The sequence below is a fragment of the Bacillus cereus group sp. N8 genome (genome assembly GCF_016483685.1).
GTDB lineage: Bacteria > Bacillota > Bacilli > Bacillales > Bacillaceae_G > Bacillus_A > Bacillus_A proteolyticus.
The window spans coordinates 125,408-145,214 of the sequence record NZ_JAEHBK010000002.1 but is presented as its reverse complement, the minus strand read 5'-3'; the positions used below and the strand labels follow the sequence as shown (position 1 = coordinate 145,214).

Here is a 19,807-nt window from a genome sequence, read left to right as displayed (position 1 = left end):
GGTGAATTAAAAACTAAGGGGAAGGTGTATTTATGTCTAATAAAAAGCAACTTTGCATTGGATTATGTTTAATTTCTAGAAAGAAAGAACAAGAGAATAAGTTTGATTCAGGAATCGATGAACAAGTAGAGTTAGCACAATGGGCAGAAAAGGCTAAGTTAGATTTTGTATTTAAAGCAGATTATTTAGTGGCACACCCTGATTTAATTGCTCGTAATAAGGGGAATGTAATTTTAGATCCAACATTATTATTTACTGCTATTGCTTATGCAACAGAAAAAATTGGAGTTGTTACGACAGCTTCAACATCATTTTATTCACCATACATACTAGCGAGGCAACTACAATCTTTAAATTGGATTAGCAATGGCCGAGTAGGATGGAACATTGTCACATCCATTGACGGTGCTGAAAACTTTGGTGAGGCAGGGATGCCACCATCTGAGGAACGATACGCGAAAGCGGCAGAATGTACAGAGTTAGTAAGAAAACTTTGGAGGAGTCATCCTTATGAGGTTTTGAAAGAAGATAACGCAGATGTAATTAGAGAGATGGTACAGCCAATTGAGCATCGTGGTGAGCATTTTGAGGTGAAAGGTCCGCTTAATGTCCCTCAGCACATTTCTGGAGAAATGCCATTATTTCAAGCGGGTGCTTCAGAGTCGGGGCGGAATTTCGCTGCTTCTGTTGCTGATGCAATTTTCGCTGCAATGCCAGATGTAGAATCAGGAATCGAACTTCGTCAAGATTTAAGAAGAAGAGCAGAGCAACATGGTCGTCAGTCAGATGATATACGTGTATTGCCTGGTTTATATTTCTTTATTGGTGATTCATATGAGGAAGCACTAGGAATGCATAGGCAAGCTCATCAACATCTTACAAAAGAGAAGAGGTCCGCTTTACTCGAAATGGTTCTCGGGTTAGACGTTAGAGGGCTTCCGTTAGAAAGTAAGGTTACTGAATGTATGCTACCAAGTAGGAATCAAGCTGTACGTAGTAAAACACATGCCGAATTATTACGGAATTTCATCATTAAAAATGAACCAACTGTTGAGCAAATATTAGAACGACCAGAAGTTGTTGGTTCTGCTCATTGGGTCGCTATTGGTACACCACAAGACGTTTTTAAGCAAATTATGGAAAGATTTGAAGCAGGAGCATTAGATGGATTTATTGCAATTCCAGGTGGGCCTCAGAAATCATTGGATCTATTCTTTAGTGAAGTTATTCCGTTATTTGTGAAAGCAGGTGTATTTAGAGAAGAGTATACAGGTTCAACCTTGCGTGAGCATTTGGAGGGGAACATATCAAATACTTTGCAGTTAAAATAAGTGGAATAGTATGTACAAAAAGCCTTTCACAAGAAGGCTTTTTATTCTGTTTTAAAATTCGGAATTATCAATTGACTTTATAGGTCTTCTTTTTTATATTGGTAGGTATAGTAATAACTACTAATATAAAATGCATCGTTTTGAAATGAGAGTTATTTAGATTGTGAGGGATTACCGATGGATGAAATTATAAAAGAATTACAAAAGTTAGGTTTTTCTCAATATGAATGTAAAGCATATATTGGTCTATTAAAACATTATCCAGTAACAGGTTATGAAGTTAGTAAACAAACAGGAGTACCCCGTTCAATGATTTATGAGGTACTCGGTAAGTTGATGGATAAAGGAGCGGTACATATCGTTCCTTCTGAACCAGTGAAATATGTGCCAGTACCAGCTACGGAATTAATGTATCGAATGCGAAAAGACTTTGAAAAGTCCTTTGAATTTTTAGACCAAAAATTAAATTGTTTAGAGCAGGAGCGACAAATTGATGTAATTTCGCATATTCGCTCAAATGATCGTGTTTTAAAAGAAATATGCAATATAATTAGTAGAGCAAAGGAAGAGTTATGGATTTCTGTATGGGAAGATCAAGTGCATGAGATTGAACCGTTTATTCATATAAAGGAAGCGGAAGGAGTACATATATTTTCAATCTTATTTGGTGCCCCAGAAACAAAAATAGGAGCGACATTTCATCATAATTATATGACGCCTCACGTTGTTGAAAAGAGAATGGGGGGTCATTTAACTGTTATCGCACGTGATGGGGAAGAAGTGTTAATTGCTAACTTCTCAAATGATAGTACTTCATGGGCCGTTACAACGTACGACCCAGCTTTAGTTCTCGTTGCTACGGAGTATGTGCGGCACGACATTATGGTGGAAGAGATTACGAAGGAATTTGGAGCTGATAAGTTAGATGCGTTATGGCGAGAAAATATAGATTTAGTTCACGTTGTAACAGGAAAACGTAGTATGGAAGAAATGGGGGGAGAGAAAGGTGAATAAAGCTCAGGCACATATGACATTGCAGAGTGATGATACATTTCAACAAGGTGTAAAGGATTGTTTACCAACTGTATTTGGATATTTGAGCATTGGTATAGCGGCTGGTGTTATTGCAAAAACAGCGGGTTTTTCCATTATAGAAATTGCCTTTATGTCCACTTTAATTTATGCAGGTTCTGCCCAATTCATTTTAGCGGGTATGTACGCAGCTGGTGCTCCGGCTTCGGCAATCATTTTTACCGTATTTTTTGTTAATCTACGGCACCTTTTAATGAGCGCAGCGCTCGCACCCTACTTCACGAAAATTCCTCTATTTAAAAACTTGATCATTGGTTCGCAAATTACAGATGAAACTTTCGGCGTTGCAGTGCAGCATGCAGCACAAAAAGGTTATTTAGGTGAAAGGTGGATGCTAGGACTAAACGTAACAGCATATTTAAATTGGATTCTTGCTACAGTTATCGGTGGGCTCTTTGGTGAATGGATACCAGATCCGCATACGTACGGGATGGATTATGCATTACCAGCGATGTTTATCGGATTATTTGTACTTCAGCTAATAAGTAGTAAACCGAAACTGGCAATTCATCTAAGTGTTGCAATTATAGCGATTATTATCGCATATGTTTCACACTTATTTATGCCAGATAGTATAGCAGTTATTATCGCAACGCTGTTAGCTGCGACTATTGGGGTGGTGATTGAGAAATGGAAATGAGATTAGAAGTATTATTACTTTTACTAGCAGCAGGAGCAGTTACGCTTGTGCCCCGTATATTACCTCTACTCGTATTTAGTAAACTACAAATTCCAGACTGGGGTTTGAAATGGTTGAATTACATACCGATTGCGATATTAGCAGCACTTTTAGCACAAGTATTACTTATGCATGAGACGATGCAATGGGATTATCTTATCGCCGCAATTCCAACATTTCTTGTTGCGATATATACTCGTAGTTTATTAGGAACAGTATTAACTGGAGTCATTGTGATTATTTTGTTACGTTTATTTTTCTAAAAAGGATTCAGCTCATATAATAGCGAAAGGTGTAATAACATGAAATATATAGGGGTGGTGTTATGATACTTTTAACGATAGGAGCAATATTGTTAACGTTGTTTATTTTTTTTATTATCGGATTTATTACGTTTATGATGTTTGTGGATAAGGCGACACCTCAAATTTACTACACACCTTGTGAGTCAGTGACAGTGAAATCTAAAGGTAAACATAGAAGGAAGAAAAGTTGATGTTTGGCTTTTCTTCCTTCTATTTTATCTGATTATTCTGTATAATTTAAGTTAGTTATTCAACTAACTTAAAAGGTGGTGATATAAATGGCTAAACCGAATGTTGTTAATAAACAGAAGTTGCTAGAAGCAGCAAAAGAAATTATTGCAGAGCACGGGATGGAAAAATTAACGTTAAAGGCAGTTGCAGAGAATGCTAAAGTTACACAGGGAACCGTATATTATCATTTTAAAACGAAGGATCAATTATTACTTGAAGTGACTGAATCGTTTTGTAAAGCATCGTGGGAACAAATAGGAAGGGATGTACAGCTAGAAAAGGCTTTACAATCGGCCAAAAGTAGATGTGTGAAAGATTCAATGTATCATCATTTGTTTTTTCAATTAGTAGCTAGTGGACTACAAAATGATGCGATGAAAGATAAAATTGGTGAACTGTTACATTATGAAAATCAAGAATTAAAAAGAGTTTTAGATAAAAAAGTAGGAGGTGCAATTACGTCTCAAATTTCAGCTGAAACGTGGAGCATTGTATGTAATGCATTAATTGACGGATTGGCATTGCAAGCTTTATTCAATCAATCTTTTTCTACAGAAAGAATATATGACGATTTGTCTTTGCTTTTAGAAACATTTATGAGATTGCAAAAGGGAGGGAATGGTAGTGAATAAAAAATTATGGATTACCATTTTGTTTTCTGTCGGTATTTGGTTTGTTGCCTCAGCGTTTTTTATTGTCCTCGGTTCTTCAGTTTTAGAAGAGTACACATCAAGTAAATTTTTTCTACACATGACCTTTCTAGAATTAGGAACGGCAGTAGCAATTTATTTTGTGATGTGGTTATATGAAAAACTAGACTCCTCGAAATATGCAGTTATTAAGTTAGGTATATGCGGTACAGCAATTGGATTAATTTTAGATTCTTACATCTTGTATAATTCTTCCAGTATACTTTCACAATTATCCTCACAGCAAATCATATCATTTACCATTTGGATGGTTATTGCTTATGCTTTATATTTAATAATTCCTTTAGTCATGGAACGAAAAAAACTGTTGTAAAGAGGTTTTTATCTTCTTTACAACAGTCACATTCCCGAAAGAACTAACAACAATAATCCAAGTAGAAAACTAATAAAAGAAAGAAAACCGATAGAGATGGAAAAAACACGATTGTTTTTCCATTCGCGTGAGAAAACGATAAAGCCTAAAACGCAAAGGAAAAACCAGATAGGTAGAAATATAAATCGACTAACTTTCTCAGGTAGCAATGAATAAAAATTTGTTAAATATAATATCCAATTCGCAAAAAATAGAGCACATACGATGAATGATTGTAAGTATGGTCTGTTTAAAAAATTTCCTTTTTTAACTGTCATAAAAATGAGAGCTAATGCTGAAATAAAGGGAATGATTATGAATATGAGCAATAGTAATGTTAGTGGCATATGAAACTCCTTTACAACATAATTTTCATAAGAAACGAATCTATTATTTTGTATACTTGCGTTGTAGATTGTTCGTTATATGTTACTGCGGATGGATTTAAAAATCCATGTTCGCCATGTAGTTGTTTTATTCCTAATAACGGATTGTCTTGTTGATGTAATGTTTTGATCAAGGAGGATACTGAAAAACTCACTTCTTTTTCAGGGAAAATAAGTAAGGTAGCACATGTTGGTTTTATTTGTAAATAGTCGCGTATACGTGAACCGTAACATCCGATGATAAAATCTATTTTTGGATTGTTACTACAGAGCCAGGCGATGGTAGCCCCAACACTAAAGCCGATAAGTCCTATATGCGTGTAATCATTTGAAAGGGTAGAAATTACCTCATTAATTTGTTCTTTCCCATAATCAAATCCAGTATAATTCATAAAATATTGATATGCTTTTTCTTCATCACTATAATGAAATGAATTTTGTAGTTGTAGAAGGTTAGGACAGAATACATCTGTATTAGATGATGTGAAGTGGTCTATAACGTGCTGCATATGATCATTCACACCGTATATTTCATGAACAACAACGAGAGCCAATTTTTTCTTCATAAGTTACAAGGTACCTCTATGAAACTTATATTCTTTCTCAACAAGGCAGATACGCAGGTGGAAGTTTTCATACCATTGTTCACGGCCTCTTTTTTTCGCTTCTTTATGTAAGGCGTTTTTTTTCCAATTTTCAATTGCTTCAAGTGAATCCCAATAAGAAATAGTAATTCCGAGTCCCGAATTATCACGTGCGCTTTCGACACCTAAAAATCCAGTTTGCTGTTTCGCAAGATCCTCCATCTTTTCGGCAGCGGCATTATAGTCTGTTGTATCATTCGATAGATTAGAAGTGAATATAACTGCATAATAGGGCTTGTTTTTTTCTAAATCAGATTTCATTATCTTTCCCCCTTAATGTATAGTGCGAATAATTAATTCATAGTTTGTATTTTAGCAGGTTAAACAAAGAAAAGAAGTAGAAGATTCTTATTTTTTAGGTGTTGTAAAACAGAGGGTAGAAGGAATTTATATTAAGTAATCTAAAGTAAGAAAAATACCACTTCAAAATCGAAGTGGCATTTCTTATATTTCCTCTAAGCTATTAACTGGAACAGTTAATTCGCGACCTGGATTTTTTACTTCATATATGCGGGCGGTTTCGTTGCTTTCGTCGACGTGTTGAATCATAACAGGCATGCCTTGAAAACTGACATTAGCATGTTCCGCTGACACAGAAAGCTCTTTAGCACGTTGAATATTCATTTATATTCCTCCCATCATTATTATCTTTGCTAAAAAGGAGGAATAATATACCATTTCTAGACATTTTTAAAGTTTTTGTATTATTTGTAATGTTTCCTTAATAAATGATGAAAAGATGGAATCCGGATAAGGTTGTATTTTTTGAGCTGCTTCGATTGCTTCTTCAAGCGCTCTTTGCTTATCGTTAAGTTTTACATAACAAAGGGCACGATATGCACCTGCTGTTGTAAGCCATGCTTGATCAAGTGGATGCATCATATAATCTGGTATTTTAGCACGTTGAAAAGCTTCCAGAGCTTCCTCGTATTTCTTTAATCCGTACAAAGCTTTTCCAGTTTCGAGGTAATACAACCCATCTTCTTGGAAAATTGGTTCGTCTTTTAGTTTTTCTCGAAATTGTTCTACATGTTCTAATGCAATTGTATATTCTTTAGTAATCGTGTTGTAGTAATACGCTTTTAATATATCTACGATTGCAACGGATAAAGTGTCTTCTGTAAAAATGGCGAATTGCTCAGATTTCTTAATGTAATGTAAATACTGTTCTTTATCAGCCGTCATGACTTTTTGATAAGATAATATGCGATAAAATTCATCTGTTTTATAATACACTTGATGTTTTTTTGAAAATGCTAATGCTTCTAATATGATTTTTTCACATTCCTCATATTTGCCACATGCGAGTAAAATAATGGCTTCTTTTAAGCACAATCTGATATGTATAATAAGATCCATTTCTAAATGGTTCGCTTCATAATCATCTCGAATACGAGCAATAAGCTGCAAACATTCCTCATACTTTTTACGTGAGAATAACGTATAAGAAAATGTTAATTTTGTTTCAGTACTGTCTCTGTATAAAGTATATTTTTCAAAAATAGAAGTTGCTTTTTCAACGTAAGACTCAATGCTGTAATCTTTCATTATAGCTGCTCCAGTAATAAATTGTTTATATAATCGGGCAGTATTTAAAGTGAGAGGGAGTTCCTTTTGAACGATAGGAAGTAAAGTTTCATACACCTTATCACATTTATTAGCCTTTATAAGTTGATCCATTTGTTGAATGAGTTCTACAATTTCTACATCATCATCTTCTAGTAAAAAACTCGTTTCGCACCCAAGTTTTTCAGCGATATATTGTAATGTTTTCATGGAAGGTGTAGCTTTTCCATTTTCAATTTGACTAAGCATGCTTTTTGTCAATTCGGAACCTGCTAGTGCTGTTTGTGTAAGTTTTTTTTCTTTTCGTAATGCTTTAATTTTTTCTCCGAGAGTTGCCATATTATTGCTCCTTTATAATTAAGAAAGTTAAATACAATTTAACTTTTTGTTGTAAAAATTTGAAAGTTAATTATATAATAAGTTTAACACAATTTAACTTTTGAGGGGAGAGTGTCATAATGGGGGATGTAAGTATAGTTCCAAATGATTCAAAAATGAAGACTGCAACGAGAAATATTATTTTAATGATGATTGGAAAGATGACGTCTTTGCTCGGGGCAGGTATTTATACGTTCGCAATGGGGTTATACGTATTAAAGACAACTGGTTCAGGGATGGGGTTTGCTACTACGCTCGTTTGTGGATCACTTCCAAGGATGATCTGTGGTCCGATTGCAGGTGCTGTAGCAGACCGTGTTAATCGAAAATGGCTTGTCATTGGCACTGATTTATTAAGTAGCTTAACGATGCTTATTATGTTTATTCTTGCTACTATATTTGGACCATCACTTCTTTTTATTTATATTTCAGCAGCATTATTATCAATTTGTGCAAGTTTTTATTCTGTTGCATTAACTTCGTCTATTCCGAGTTTAGTAGATGAGGGGCGTATTCAAAAAGCGAGTGCTTTAAATCAAACGGCAGCTTCTTTATCAAATATTTTAGGGCCGATTATTGGTGGAGTTGTATTTGGTTTCTTTTCAATCAAGTCGTTCTTTTTGTTAAATAGTATTACGTTCTTTTTAGCGGTTATTTTGCAATTATTTATTGTATTTGATTTATATAAAAAAGAAGTGGCTGAGAGTAAAGAGCATTTCTTGACGAGTATAAAAGAAGGTTTTTCATATGTAAAACGACAGCATGAAATATATGGTTTAATGAAAATAGCATTGTGGGTAAACTTTTTTGCGTGTGGGCTAACAGTTGCACTTCCATACATTATCGTCCATACATTGCATTTATCTTCAAAGCAACTCGGTACTGTAGAGGGAATGTTAGCAGTCGGGATGTTAATGGGTGCGATTGCTTTATCAGTGCGTAAAGAAGTGAATAATCTGTTTCGTTCTATTTATAGTGGACTGTTTTTATTTGCGGGTTTGAGTTTATGTACAGTTTTCCCGTTGTTAGTTACCATTCCGAAAGTAGCAAGTTTTATTTACTATATTGCTTTTATGATGTTAACTGGTATATCAATTATGATTGTAAATATTCCGATGCAAGTACATATGCAAAAGACGACAGATCCGAGCTATTTAGGGCGTGTGTTCGGCCTACTTGAAACAATTGCTACTGCAATCGCGCCGCTTGGTATGATTGTATATGGATTCTTATTAGATATGTTGCCAACTAGCATTGTTATGATGACAATAGGTGGAGGATTATTGTTAGTTGTATTAGTTGGAGTAAAGCAGCATATGGCGAAAAGAAAAGTGAATGTTTCAGCTTAAAGGAAAATTTTAACGGAATAAAAATGACCAAATTAGTATTTTAGTTTTTGAAACTCTTTTTCATGTATGTTACAGTAAAGTGAGCAGGCAAAGAAAAGGAGAAAACATCATGAAAAAATTAAGTTTTGTTATGCTTTTTCTGTTAGTAGTAATGACTGGATGTAGCAATTATGATACGTATATTGAAACAGGTATGCAATCATTGAAAAATGAAAAATATAGTGATGCAACGATGTGGTTTGAAAAAGCAGAAAAAGAGAAATCAGGAAATGAAGCGAAATCATATAAAGAAATGGCCGAGAAAATGGATCACGGAGCAACAGCATTAAAAGACGGTAAGTATTTAGAAGCGAAAGATATTGCAAATGAAGTGTTACAAATGAAAAAAGACGATGCACTTGAAACAGCTGTGACATCAAATGCAGAGAATATGCTTCAAAAAGCAAAGGATGTGGAAGAAAAAGTAAATGAAAGAGTGGCAAAGAGTAGAAAGGTAGAAGAAGAAGGAATCGATAAACTTATTAAAGCTGTCGATAGTATAGATGACGTGAAAGAAAAAGAGAAAAAAGTTTCAGAAGCATTAGATAAGACTGAAGAGGCACAAGCAAAAATTGAGGCGAAGAAAAATAAATAGAGTTTTAGTTTAAAAGGCTGTCGTGTATAACGACAGCCTTTTAATTTTTTTCTGCAAAAGAAGTAATGCTATGTAGTAAAAAAGAAATTATTTTAGAATTCCACCTGTCCTCATGATGAATGGTATAAATATTACGCTGAAATTCAAAATCAGGGATCGGTATATAGCATAGCTCATTTCGATGCACTTCTTGCTCAATAGCAAGTTTAGAAATAAAAGCGACACCATCACCATATTTTAAAATTTGTTTCATCGTTTCTAATGAATCTAGTTCAATTTCAGATTGGAATGTAATGTTATGTGCTAGCATCCATTGTGTAAGTAAATCTCGCGTTGTAGATGGGTTTCGATGCAATAATATGCGTTCTTTTTCAATATCTTGTAATGATATATTTGCTCTTTTAGAAAAATGATGTTCTTTGGAAAATGCAAGAACTAGTGTATCAGGTATTATATTTGCTTGTTTTAAAAGTGGTTCATCAAATGGTGCAGCAGAAATTACCCCGAGATCAATTTCATGATTTTGTAGCATCGTACGAATTTCAGGAGCCGTTTTTACCATGAGTGTTATTTTTATATTAGGAAATTCGCATTGAAATTGGTGAACAACTTCTGGTAAAAGATAAGTCGCTGGTACATAACTAGCACCAATTGTTATAGCACCTTTATGAAAATCTTTAAACTCTTGTGTGACCCGCCTAGCTTCTTTCATAAGTGCATCTATTTTACAAGCATAATGATGTAATGCCTCGCCAGCCTCTGTTAAGAAATACCTTCCGGAACGTAATTCAAATAAAGACACACCGAGTTCCTCTTCTAAGCTTTTTATATGAAATGTAATAGTGGGTTGTTTCACGCCAAGTTTTTCTGCAACAATCGTAAGCTTTTTGTATTTCTTAATAAGCACTACAATTTCTAATTTTAAGAGATTCATTATGAATTGTCCGCCTTTTTTATTTTAACTATAGAAAAAATCTATAGAAATAAATAGTTTATTAGAAGTTTTTTAATTTAATCTTTACAGTACATTAACATTCAGTATAAATCTTCCATATAGAATGAAAGCAGGTTAAGAATGAGGGGAGAGAGGTGAAACGATGGATATTAAAATTAGTGGATTAGAAAAGACGTTTGGAAAAATGCAGGCGTTAAAACCGCTACAAATTGTAATGAAAAAAGGGGAATTTACCACACTTTTAGGGCCTTCGGGATGCGGAAAAACGACTTTACTTAGAATGATTGCAGGGCTTGAAGAGCCGGATAGAGGTGAAATATATTTTGGAGATAAGTGCATGTATTCTGGTGCAAAAAAAATAAAAACATCTCCTCATGAACGGAATATCGGTATGGTATTTCAAGATTTTGCTTTATGGCCGCATATGACAGTGTTTGAAAATGTTGCATTTGGATTAAGGGCTACAAAGCAAACGAATCATTTACGAGAAAAGGTAGAAGATGCGATAAAGCGAGTTCGTCTGCAAGGTATGGAGAAAAGATATCCGCACGAACTTTCTGGTGGACAGCAGCAACGTGTTGCATTTGCTAGAGCAATTGTAACAAAACCTCATTTTATTTTGTTTGATGAACCGTTAAGTGCACTCGATGCAATTTTGCGTGAAGAAATGCGCTTAGAGCTTATGGATATCGTTCATTCTATTGGTTTAACGGCATTGTATGTAACGCATGATCAAACGGAAGCTATGTCAATGTCAGATCAAATTATTGTCATGAAACAAGGAGAAGTATTACAAAAAGGAACGCCAGAAGATATTTATGTGAAGCCGTCTCATGAATTTGTTGCAAAGTTTGTTGGTAAGGCAAATTGGCTTGTAGAGGGTAAACAAATGATTCGTCCAGAGCATGTGAGCTGGACGAAAAATGAAGTGTGCGACATGTATACAGGTGAAATTCAGCACGTTACATATGTAGGAGAACGTTATGAAGTAAAAGTAAATATGGGGACAATCGGTGTATGGACAGCTTATCACAATAGTAAGCTAAGCGTCGGTAAACCGGTATCGTTATATGTACCAAAAAAATGTATTCATCATATAGGGGGAGAATCGTATGAAGAAATTCAGTTCGCTTAAGTCTTTATTTGTATGCACTTTACTATTTTCTGCTGTAGTAGTAGGTTGTAGCTCAAAGACAGGTAATGTAGATGCAAAAAATAAAAATACTAATGAAAAGAAAATTGTTGTATATAGTGCAGGGCCAAAAGGGTTAGCAGAAAAAATTCAAAAGGACTTTGAAAAGAAAAGCGGTATAAAGGTGGAAATGTTTCAAGGAACAACTGGTAAGATTTTAGCGAGAATGGAAGCTGAAAAGAAAAATCCAGTCGTTGACGTTGTCGTACTCGCTTCTTTACCAGCGATGGAAGGATTAAAGAAAGATGGTCAAACGTTAGCTTATAAAGAAGCGAAACAAGCTGATAAGCTTCGTCCAGAATGGTCGGATGATAAAGGACATTATTTCGGGTATAGTGCTTCAGCATTAGGAATTGTGTACAACACAAAAAATGTGAAGACAGCGCCTGAAGATTGGAGCGATATAACGAAAGGAGAATGGAAAGGCAAAGTGAATCTTCCAGATCCAGCACTTTCAGGTTCGGCTTTAGACTTTGTAACAGGATACGTGAAAAAGAATGGACAAGATGGATGGAAGTTATTTGAACAGCTTAAGAAAAATGAAGTTACAGTAGCAGGGGCAAACCAAGAAGCGTTAGATCCAGTTGTAACAGGTGCGAAAGATATGGTAATTGCGGGTGTTGATTATATGACGTACAGTGCAAAAGCAAAGGGTGAACCTGTGGATATCGTATATCCAAAAAGCGGAACAGTCATTAGTCCACGTGCGGCAGGCATTATGAAGGATAGTAAAAATGTAGCAGGTGCAAAAGAGTTTATTGATTATTTATTATCAGATGATGTGCAAAAACAAGTTTCTAAAGTGTACTTATTGCCAGGTAGAACAGATATAAAAGCTGAAAATAGACCAAATGTAGAAGAGATTCCAGTATTAAATATTGATTGGAAAACAGTTGAGAAAGAACAAGATGAAATAGCAAAACAATTTAAGAAAGTATTTCAATAAGATGGTGATTACATGATAAATCGATTCGTATCAGTAAGACAATTTGGAGTGACGGTAGCGTTGTTACTTGTGGCGATGTTAATCGTCATTCCGCTTTGTCTCATTTTATTTTCTAGTGTATATGAAAATAGCGGTTGGAATTTTTTAAAGCCTTTTGAAGTCATGCAGAGTGGTGGATTAGCTGGGATTTTTCTAAATTCGATGCTCCTAGGTGTACTCGTTGTAATAGGAGCTACCATATTTGCATTTCCATTGGCGTTCATTATGAGCAAAACAGATGTAGGAAAGTATAGTAAGTTAGATATTGTTTTTATGATTCCATTTATGACCCCGCCTTATATCGGATCAATGGGATGGATTTTGTTTATGCAACCTAACGGCTATTTTGAACAATTTTTTCCAGGCTTAAAGTCGATCTCATCATCGTTTTTTAGTTTAGGTGGCATGGTTTTAATTATGAGTCTGCATTTATTCCCATTCCTTTACTTCATGTTGAAAAATACGTTACTTCAAATTGGAAGTAGTAAAGAAGAAGCGGCAGCAGTTCATGGTGGAAGCTTTTTCTATCGTTTAAGAAAAATAATACTACCGTTATTGTTATCAAGTTATGTGATGGGTGCTTTACTTATTTTCGTAAAGACGATTGCTGAATTCGGAACACCGGCTACATTCGGACGTAGAATAGGATTTCACGTGCTAACATCAGAAATCCATAAATTTATTTCGAGTTGGCCAATTGATTTTAGTAGTGCAACAGCATTATCTTCTTTATTACTAAGTGCGTGTATGCTTATTTGGTATATGCAAAATGTATTGAATCGAAAGTATTCATATGCCATGGTTAGTGGAAAAGGTGTGAAATCTAAAAGGTATACTTTGTCTATAGTTACACGTTTTATAGCATGGATTTATGTAATTGGTTTACTAATAGTAGCAATTGGAATCCCATACTTTTCTATACTTATTGCTTCTTTGTCAAAATTAAGAGGCGGTGGCTTACATTTAAATAACTTTACAACAAACCATTATGAGGCATTGTTTACAATGGGATCCCCAGGGTTAGAAGCTTTATGGAACAGTTTTCTTTTTTCACTTGTAACAGCGATTGTTGCTGTAATTATTGGAGTCTTTTTAGCACTTATGATTCGAAAGGGGAAAAAGTCCTCTGAAAAATGGCTTGATATGTGCGGTATGTTACCGAATATGGTACCAGGAATAGTGATGGTTGTAGGGCTTATTTTATTTTGGAATTCACCATATATGCCTATGTCAATTTACAATACACCAGTCATGGTTATCGTAACGTATGTTGTTCTTTTTTTACCTTATACGGTGCAGTATGTAAAAGCTTCGCTCGGACAAATTGATGATTCCCTTGTACAGGCAGGGAGTATTTTTTCTGGAAATTATATTTATATTTTTAGAAAAATAATATTGCCTCTTATAATCCCGGGCGTTCTTGCTGGATGGGCGATGACATTTATGATTTCGATAAGAGAGTTAGTAGCGTCGCTTCTCGTACTACCTCCATCAGTAGAAACGTCAGCAACGTTTATTTTTGCTCAATTTGAACAAGGGGAAGTATCTATAGGAATGGCGATGGCCGTTGTTTCTGTTGGACTTACAACAATGTGCTTATTACTTCTGCAACATATGGAGCAAAAACGAAAAGGGGTAGCATGATGAGGGTAGAAGTATGGGGAGGAGCAGGAGAATACGGTCGTTCCTGCTACTTCGTAAAAAATAAAGAGACGAAAATATTATTTGATTGTGGTATTAATCGATCCTATGAGGATAGTTATCCAAAAATAGTGAGAGAAGTTGTTCCATTTTTAGATGCGGTATTTTTATCACATATTCATGAAGATCATACGATGGGTTTACCTTTATTAGCGAAGTATGGATATAATAAAAAAATTTGGACGACTCGTTATACGAAGGAGCAACTGCCGTTATATTATGAAAAATGGAGAAACTACAATCTGATGCAAGGGTGGAATTTACCTTATAGCGACCAGCACATAAAAGATTTAAATTATGTATGTATTGATGAGATTAGTAATCCAAATGAATGGATACAAATTACTCCTACATTGCGGTTTCAATGGGGATATAGTGGGCATGTATTAGGAGCTGTTTGGTTTTTAGTTGATATGTGTAGTACATACGTATTTTATTCAGGCGACTATTCAGCAGAGTCTAATATACTACGAGCTAATTTACCTGAGAAATTAGGCCACAATATAAAAGTTGCAATTGTAGATGCCGCTTATCATACTGATGATGTTTCGCAACATGAACGAGTAAACGAACTATATGCAGAAATTGAACGAGCTGCGGGGAAAAAAGGAATAGCATTACTACCATTGCCACCGCTTGGTAGGGCACAAGATATCGTATTGTATTTATATAAAAAATATAAAGAATATAAAGAACTTCCCATTATAGTAGATCAAGAAATTTTAGATGGATTCCAAGAGATGATTATATATAAAGATTGGATCAAAAATAATGAAGAACTTGAAGAGCTAATGGAGAGTTTAAAAAGAAACATAATAGTTATGGATGATGACAGCGGTATGCAACATAGTTATGGAATAGTTGTAATGAGAGATGCAAATATGCAAACGAAACGAGCGCAATTATATTATGAACAACTTCGGCATGAAGAACGAAATTCTATTATCTTTACTGGGTATATTGCAAAAGGGAGTTTTGCAGAAAAAGTTTTGAAAGAACGTGTAGGTAAAGAATGTAGGGTGAAGCGAGTGCCATATAAAGTTCACCAAAGTATAAGTGATGTGAAAGAGATGTTAAATACACTATTACCAGAACATACGGTGTTAGTACACGCTTTGAAAGAAGATACGGATCGATTGCAGAAAAAGCTTAGTATAGCAGGATATGAAAATGTATATTCACTTGCAATGGAATGTGTAGAATTGACTTAACATGTATAGGAAAAAAAGAATCCATAGACATATGGATTCCTTTTTCTAATATATGAGTATTAAGCTAAATCAGCTGACACGAACATATCATTATTTTGAAGGTTTTTAGAGCGTAAACTATAAGCAACTACCTTCTTTTTATGTTGCTTTACAACATCAACATGCTCTTCATGACTATAAATATAAAATGTAAACTCTTTTTTGCCACGTTTTGCATTGATAATTAAAGGTGTGCCCTCATTGTGAGGCGGTGCATAATAGCGATCTAAAAATAAGCCTTCGTTAAAATCATGAATAATTTTGGATTTCTGTTCGCCTTCTAAATTATTTCCATTGATTGTAACAGTCACATTCTCTTCTTCAAGTTGTGGATGTGTTTCGTACTTGCTAATGATGGATTCAATAACAGAGTTAGGAAGGCTAGAAACGATAATTTTAAATGCTCCAAATACAACTAACATTACAATAAACCAAGTCGTCATAGTATTTCATCCCCTTTATCCCGCATTAATGGTCCGTAAAATCCTGGTTAGTGCGGGCTAATAATCAGTGTGGGATGATCCCCCTTACTGATTAAAATTTCACTTCATCCTATTTAACAATATAACTCATATGGTAATAGTACATATGGTTAAGTTTTGTATATTTTGTGAAAAATTTTCCTTTTCCTGAACGAAATATTAGAAAAAACAATTTTTTTACAAAAAGTTGAAATCAAAGCTTTTTATAAAAAAAAGGTTTATAATAAAAATATAACTAATTACAAGGAAGTGTAACTATGAGTACTGTAGCTATCGTATATGGTATTATTCTTTCCACAATTATTATTTTATTTTTCGTTGGGGTTTCACGTTATATTCATAAATGGAAAGAAGGCGTTGCGAAATTAAATCACATTGAAGAAGAACTTAGTGATTTAATGTTACATCATGGTAAGTAAAAGAGTTATTTTTTAACTAAACAATGTGAAGAATATCACAAAACATGCTCTCGTAATGAAAGCATGTTTTTTTGTTATGTTGTTAATAGGCACATTCCTAAAAAATTCCCATACGATACAGTGTGAAATCAGAAATGTTCGGATCGGGAAAGAGGGATAAAATGAGTAATTCAGGTTATGTTACAGATAATAAAAATTTAAAGAAAAGCTCAGGAACGCCAAATCTTTTCTTTGATTCAAGAAAAAATGTCTTTTTTAAAAGAGATGAGAAAAATGTTGCGTATGAAGTTACGTCAACACAGTTACCGGCGATGATCGGAGGAGCATTTGTTGATTTGTTTATGACGAAGGGTCATATGCGAGAACCACATTGGCATCCGAATGCTTGGGAATTAGATGTTGTTGTCTCAGGGGAAGCAGTTACATCCATTTTAAATCCCGAAACGAATCAATTGCAAAATTATCATTTGAAAGCGGGGCAAACGGTCTTTATTCCAATGGGGTGGTGGCACTGGATCACGGCCGTAACAGAAGAAGTACAATTACATTTATTCTTCAATAACGATCAGTTTGAAACAGCAGAAGGATCGGACGTACTTAGATTAACGCCTCCAGAAGTATTTCAAGCTGCTTACGGTGTAAGTGCAGAGAAGCTAGCGATGGATCTTTCACCAATTAAAGAGTCAGTTGTAATTGGGCCGCCCACATCAAATCGTTCAAAAAGTGATAAACAGACTGACGATTCAAATATAGTAGTTACGTTAAATGGACAAATAACTTCATGTGAAATAGAATAACTCTTTCTATTATTAGGAAGAGTTATTCTATTTTGTATAATTTTGTAATTGGATTCGTTATAATTATGATATAGAAGGGAATGTATTAGAGGGGGCATATTGTGAACATATTAAAGATTATAGGAATTGTTGCAGGAGTCATTATAGTAGCCGTTATAGCTTTCTTTGTTATTATGAAGTACTATTTGTCAAAAGAAGATCCTGATTACGTATTAAAGTACATAAAAGAACATAAAGGCGATAAAACATGTTCATTACTGATTAGAAAAAATGGGGAAGTATTAACATCTATAAATGAAAATGTAAAATTGCCATTAGCGAGTACGGCCAAAATCGTAATAGCAGTTGAATTTGCTAAGCAAGTGTCAGAAGGGAAAATAAGTCGAGATGAACAAATTTCATTACAGGAGCTAGAAAAATATTACGTTAAAAACACTGATGGTGGAGCACATCCTGACTGGTTAGAAGATGCCAAAGCGAGAGAATTAGTGAAAAATGGACAGATTACTTTAGAAGAAGTCGCTAAAGGGATGATTCATTATAGTTCTAATGCAAATACAACATATTTGTTAGAAAAGCTTGGAATAGAAAGAGTAAATGAAAGTATAAAAGAGTTAGAGCTTACCGGTCATGACAAGTTCTCCTCATATACTGCTTCACTATATATGAGAGGATACGTAGAAAAAGAGCTTCATGAGCCAGAAACTCAATCGTTAGAAACGATACGTAACATGTCAAAAGATGAATATAATAAACATGTGTTACAAATACATGAATGGATGAAAGATGAAGAAGAATGGAAAAAACGGGATATCCCATTAAAAGTAGATATGGAATTTCAGCGGATTTGGTCAGATCGATTAGTGGGTGCAAATGCTAAAGATTATATGAGTATAATGGAAAAGATAAATAGTAGAAATTATTTTCCAAAATCAATGCAAGATGAAATTGAGAATGTTTTTAAAGGAACAGTTGAAAATAGTAAGTTTGAATATGCTGGTCAAAAAGGTGGTTCTACCGCATTCGTATTGACAAAAAGCTTGTATACTACAGATAAGCAGGGGAATAAGGTAGAAGTTGTAATCATGTTTAATGATATAGATAATCAAATTACGCACCAAAAGCTTAGAAATAATATAGATTACTTTATTCGAGATGTTATAACAAGTGAAGAATTCAGAAGAAAGTTATAATGGAATAATTTTATTATGTAAACAAAAGAGCGCTTTTTAAAAGGTGCTCTTTTCTATTCATGATACAGGATTTCCTATTTACTGCATGGAATATAGATTGAAACTAAGAAAGGAAGTTGAATAATGACTACAGTATATTTCGTGCGGCATGCTCACTCTACATATACAAAGACAAAGGAGGAAAGGGAACGGCCCTTATCTGAGAAGGGACACTGTGATGCAGAGAATGTAACAAGATTATTAAAAGATAAACATATTGATGCTGTGATTTCTAGTCCGTATAAAAGGGCGATTCAAACCGTGCAAGGGATTGCGAATACATATAATTTATCAATACAACTGGAAGAAGATTTAAGAGAGAGGTTATTAAGTAAAGAGCCAGTAACAGATTTTAACGATGCTATTCAGAAAGTGTGGGAAGACTGGACTTTTGCATACGAAGGCGGGGAATCAAGTAATATAGCGCAAAGGCGTGCTGTAATATGTATGCAAAATATATTGGGAAAATATAAAGGTAAAAATATTGTAATAGGTACTCATGGGAATATTATGGTTTTACTTATGAATTATTTTGATCCGAAATATGATTTTCAATTTTGGAAAACCCTTCATATGCCTGATGTGTATAAATTAACTTTTGATAATAATCGTTTCATTTCTGCTGAAAGAATAGAGAAAACAGGTCATCGGATAAATATTTTGTAAAAGTTTATCAAAAAAAGAGGAAAGAGAGAAGGTATTGTAGAAGTATGACTTTGTAACATAAAAAATATTGGTTAAAGGAGGCTGTTTACATGTTTGAGAAAGAGAAAGAAGGGCTTATTGAAGTTCACAACGTATATGAAATCGCACCAGCAGATGGAGCAATTATAGGTATGGCAACGGAAGAAGAAATGGAGATTGCTGCTGAACTAGAGTTACAGTACTATGCCCATTCTCGTTTATTAGAAGCAAATATTCAGTTAGACGGTTCCTCCTATAAAGAGTTACTTCAGGAGTTCCAGGAGTACGAAAGAAAATCAATGAACTTTTGGAGAGCAATACATAAACGTTTAGCTGTGCCATGGGCATGGGTATTACGTATTGATGTTGCGAATGGTCCTATATATGTAAGCAATGGGAGTTCGTATTATGAAGAAGTTGATGATGACGAAGAAGACTATGAATAGATAAGTA

At 34.5% G+C, this 19,807-nt stretch carries 25 protein-coding genes; 18 read left to right on the top strand and 7 right to left on the bottom strand.

Annotated features, from left to right (window positions below; genetic code table 11):
* The first annotated feature begins 32 nt into the window (after positions 1 to 32).
* The 7 genes from JDS80_RS04790 (at position 33) to JDS80_RS04760 (ending at position 4,661) form a co-directional block, all read left to right on the top strand.
* A complete protein-coding gene (locus JDS80_RS04790) occupies positions 33 to 1,331 on the top strand; it encodes an NtaA/DmoA family FMN-dependent monooxygenase (RefSeq protein ID WP_199637260.1) in 1,299 nt (432 codons plus the stop codon).
* A 177-nt stretch (positions 1,332 to 1,508) separates the two neighbouring features.
* Complete coding sequence (locus JDS80_RS04785) at positions 1,509 to 2,345, top strand: TrmB family transcriptional regulator (RefSeq protein ID WP_199637258.1); 837 nt, start codon at positions 1,509 to 1,511, stop codon at positions 2,343 to 2,345.
* A 13-nt stretch (positions 2,346 to 2,358) separates the two neighbouring features.
* On the top strand, positions 2,359 to 3,063 hold the full coding sequence (locus JDS80_RS04780; protein ID WP_206774492.1) for an AzlC family ABC transporter permease: 705 nt from the start codon (positions 2,359 to 2,361) through the stop codon (positions 3,061 to 3,063).
* A complete protein-coding gene (locus tag JDS80_RS04775; protein WP_071745014.1) occupies positions 3,054 to 3,365 on the top strand; it encodes an AzlD domain-containing protein in 312 nt (103 codons plus the stop codon). The genes JDS80_RS04780 and JDS80_RS04775 overlap by 10 nt, the downstream gene beginning before the upstream one ends.
* 62 nt (positions 3,366 to 3,427) lie before the next feature.
* On the top strand, positions 3,428 to 3,598 hold the full coding sequence (locus JDS80_RS04770) for a DUF3951 domain-containing protein (RefSeq protein ID WP_016088508.1): 171 nt from the start codon (positions 3,428 to 3,430) through the stop codon (positions 3,596 to 3,598).
* 87 nt (positions 3,599 to 3,685) lie between these two features.
* Positions 3,686 to 4,270, top strand: a complete 585-nt coding sequence (locus JDS80_RS04765; RefSeq protein ID WP_071745015.1) for a TetR/AcrR family transcriptional regulator — start codon at positions 3,686 to 3,688, stop codon at positions 4,268 to 4,270.
* The gene (locus tag JDS80_RS04760; RefSeq protein WP_002149064.1) at positions 4,263 to 4,661 is read left to right on the top strand and encodes a DUF5367 family protein; all 399 of its coding nucleotides are present in this window, start codon (positions 4,263 to 4,265) and stop codon (positions 4,659 to 4,661) included. The genes JDS80_RS04765 and JDS80_RS04760 overlap by 8 nt, the downstream gene beginning before the upstream one ends.
* A 26-nt stretch (positions 4,662 to 4,687) precedes the next feature.
* On the opposite strand, the gene JDS80_RS04755 is transcribed toward JDS80_RS04760, so the two are convergent.
* From JDS80_RS04755 to JDS80_RS04735, 5 genes are all read right to left on the bottom strand, one after another.
* A complete protein-coding gene (locus JDS80_RS04755) occupies positions 4,688 to 5,047 on the bottom strand; it encodes a DUF2768 family protein (protein ID WP_071745016.1) in 360 nt (119 codons plus the stop codon).
* 11 nt (positions 5,048 to 5,058) lie between these two features.
* Entirely contained in the window at positions 5,059 to 5,652 is a 594-nt protein-coding gene (locus JDS80_RS04750; protein ID WP_199637256.1) for a dienelactone hydrolase family protein, read from the bottom strand.
* A gap of 3 nt (positions 5,653 to 5,655) precedes the next feature.
* Positions 5,656 to 5,991, bottom strand: coding sequence for an antibiotic biosynthesis monooxygenase family protein (locus JDS80_RS04745; protein WP_199637254.1), 336 nt, complete (start codon positions 5,989 to 5,991; stop codon positions 5,656 to 5,658).
* Positions 5,992 to 6,174: 183 nt separating this feature from the next.
* Entirely contained in the window at positions 6,175 to 6,354 is a 180-nt protein-coding gene (locus JDS80_RS04740) for an H-type small acid-soluble spore protein (RefSeq protein WP_001025738.1), read from the bottom strand.
* 66 nt (positions 6,355 to 6,420) lie between these two features.
* Positions 6,421 to 7,635, bottom strand: coding sequence for a helix-turn-helix domain-containing protein (locus tag JDS80_RS04735; RefSeq protein ID WP_071745019.1), 1,215 nt, complete (start codon positions 7,633 to 7,635; stop codon positions 6,421 to 6,423).
* 119 nt (positions 7,636 to 7,754) lie between these two features.
* Between JDS80_RS04735 and JDS80_RS04730 the strand changes: the two genes are divergently transcribed.
* Together JDS80_RS04730 and JDS80_RS04725 are read left to right on the top strand one after the other, a co-directional pair.
* The gene (locus tag JDS80_RS04730; protein ID WP_071745020.1) at positions 7,755 to 9,023 is read left to right on the top strand and encodes an MFS transporter; all 1,269 of its coding nucleotides are present in this window, start codon (positions 7,755 to 7,757) and stop codon (positions 9,021 to 9,023) included.
* Between the two features lie 109 nt (positions 9,024 to 9,132).
* Positions 9,133 to 9,657: a COG3014 family protein gene (locus JDS80_RS04725; RefSeq protein WP_071745021.1), complete on the top strand. Its 525-nt coding sequence runs from the start codon at positions 9,133 to 9,135 to the stop codon at positions 9,655 to 9,657.
* Positions 9,658 to 9,697: 40 nt separating this feature from the next.
* Here the strand turns inward: JDS80_RS04725 and JDS80_RS04720 are convergent, their stop codons facing one another.
* Positions 9,698 to 10,591, bottom strand: coding sequence for a LysR family transcriptional regulator (locus JDS80_RS04720; RefSeq protein ID WP_071745022.1), 894 nt, complete (start codon positions 10,589 to 10,591; stop codon positions 9,698 to 9,700).
* A 163-nt stretch (positions 10,592 to 10,754) separates the two neighbouring features.
* On the opposite strand from JDS80_RS04720, the gene JDS80_RS04715 reads away from it, so the two are divergent.
* Genes JDS80_RS04715 through JDS80_RS04700 form a run of 4 tightly spaced genes read left to right on the top strand, consistent with a single transcriptional unit; the run spans position 10,755 to position 15,701 of the window.
* A complete protein-coding gene (locus tag JDS80_RS04715; RefSeq protein WP_199637252.1) occupies positions 10,755 to 11,747 on the top strand; it encodes an ABC transporter ATP-binding protein in 993 nt (330 codons plus the stop codon).
* Positions 11,725 to 12,750 (top strand): ABC transporter substrate-binding protein, encoded by a 1,026-nt coding sequence (locus tag JDS80_RS04710; protein ID WP_199637250.1) that lies wholly within the window; start codon positions 11,725 to 11,727, stop codon positions 12,748 to 12,750. The genes JDS80_RS04715 and JDS80_RS04710 overlap by 23 nt, the downstream gene beginning before the upstream one ends.
* 12 nt (positions 12,751 to 12,762) lie before the next feature.
* Positions 12,763 to 14,433, top strand: a complete 1,671-nt coding sequence (locus JDS80_RS04705; protein WP_199637248.1) for an ABC transporter permease — start codon at positions 12,763 to 12,765, stop codon at positions 14,431 to 14,433.
* Entirely contained in the window at positions 14,433 to 15,701 is a 1,269-nt protein-coding gene (locus tag JDS80_RS04700) for an MBL fold metallo-hydrolase (RefSeq protein WP_199637246.1), read from the top strand. The genes JDS80_RS04705 and JDS80_RS04700 overlap by 1 nt, the downstream gene beginning before the upstream one ends.
* Positions 15,702 to 15,760: 59 nt before the next feature.
* Here JDS80_RS04700 and JDS80_RS04695 read toward each other — a convergent pair whose 3' ends face one another.
* Positions 15,761 to 16,183, bottom strand: a complete 423-nt coding sequence (locus JDS80_RS04695) for a YfmQ family protein (RefSeq protein ID WP_071745027.1) — start codon at positions 16,181 to 16,183, stop codon at positions 15,761 to 15,763.
* Positions 16,184 to 16,479: 296 nt separating this feature from the next.
* Here JDS80_RS04695 and JDS80_RS04690 point away from each other — a divergent pair, with 296 nt between their 5' ends.
* From JDS80_RS04690 to JDS80_RS04670, 5 genes are all read left to right on the top strand, one after another.
* Positions 16,480 to 16,641 carry a hypothetical protein gene (locus tag JDS80_RS04690; protein ID WP_002158451.1) on the top strand — a complete coding sequence of 54 codons (162 nt, stop codon included), beginning with the start codon at positions 16,480 to 16,482 and terminating at the stop codon, positions 16,639 to 16,641.
* Positions 16,642 to 16,802: 161 nt separating this feature from the next.
* Positions 16,803 to 17,438, top strand: coding sequence for a cupin domain-containing protein (locus JDS80_RS04685; RefSeq protein WP_071745028.1), 636 nt, complete (start codon positions 16,803 to 16,805; stop codon positions 17,436 to 17,438).
* Between the two features lie 101 nt (positions 17,439 to 17,539).
* Positions 17,540 to 18,631, top strand: coding sequence for a serine hydrolase (locus JDS80_RS04680; RefSeq protein WP_071745029.1), 1,092 nt, complete (start codon positions 17,540 to 17,542; stop codon positions 18,629 to 18,631).
* A gap of 123 nt (positions 18,632 to 18,754) precedes the next feature.
* On the top strand, positions 18,755 to 19,336 hold the full coding sequence (locus tag JDS80_RS04675) for a histidine phosphatase family protein (RefSeq protein ID WP_199637244.1): 582 nt from the start codon (positions 18,755 to 18,757) through the stop codon (positions 19,334 to 19,336).
* A gap of 89 nt (positions 19,337 to 19,425) precedes the next feature.
* Positions 19,426 to 19,800, top strand: a complete 375-nt coding sequence (locus tag JDS80_RS04670) for a hypothetical protein (protein WP_000461761.1) — start codon at positions 19,426 to 19,428, stop codon at positions 19,798 to 19,800.
* Positions 19,801 to 19,807: the final 7 nt, after the last annotated feature.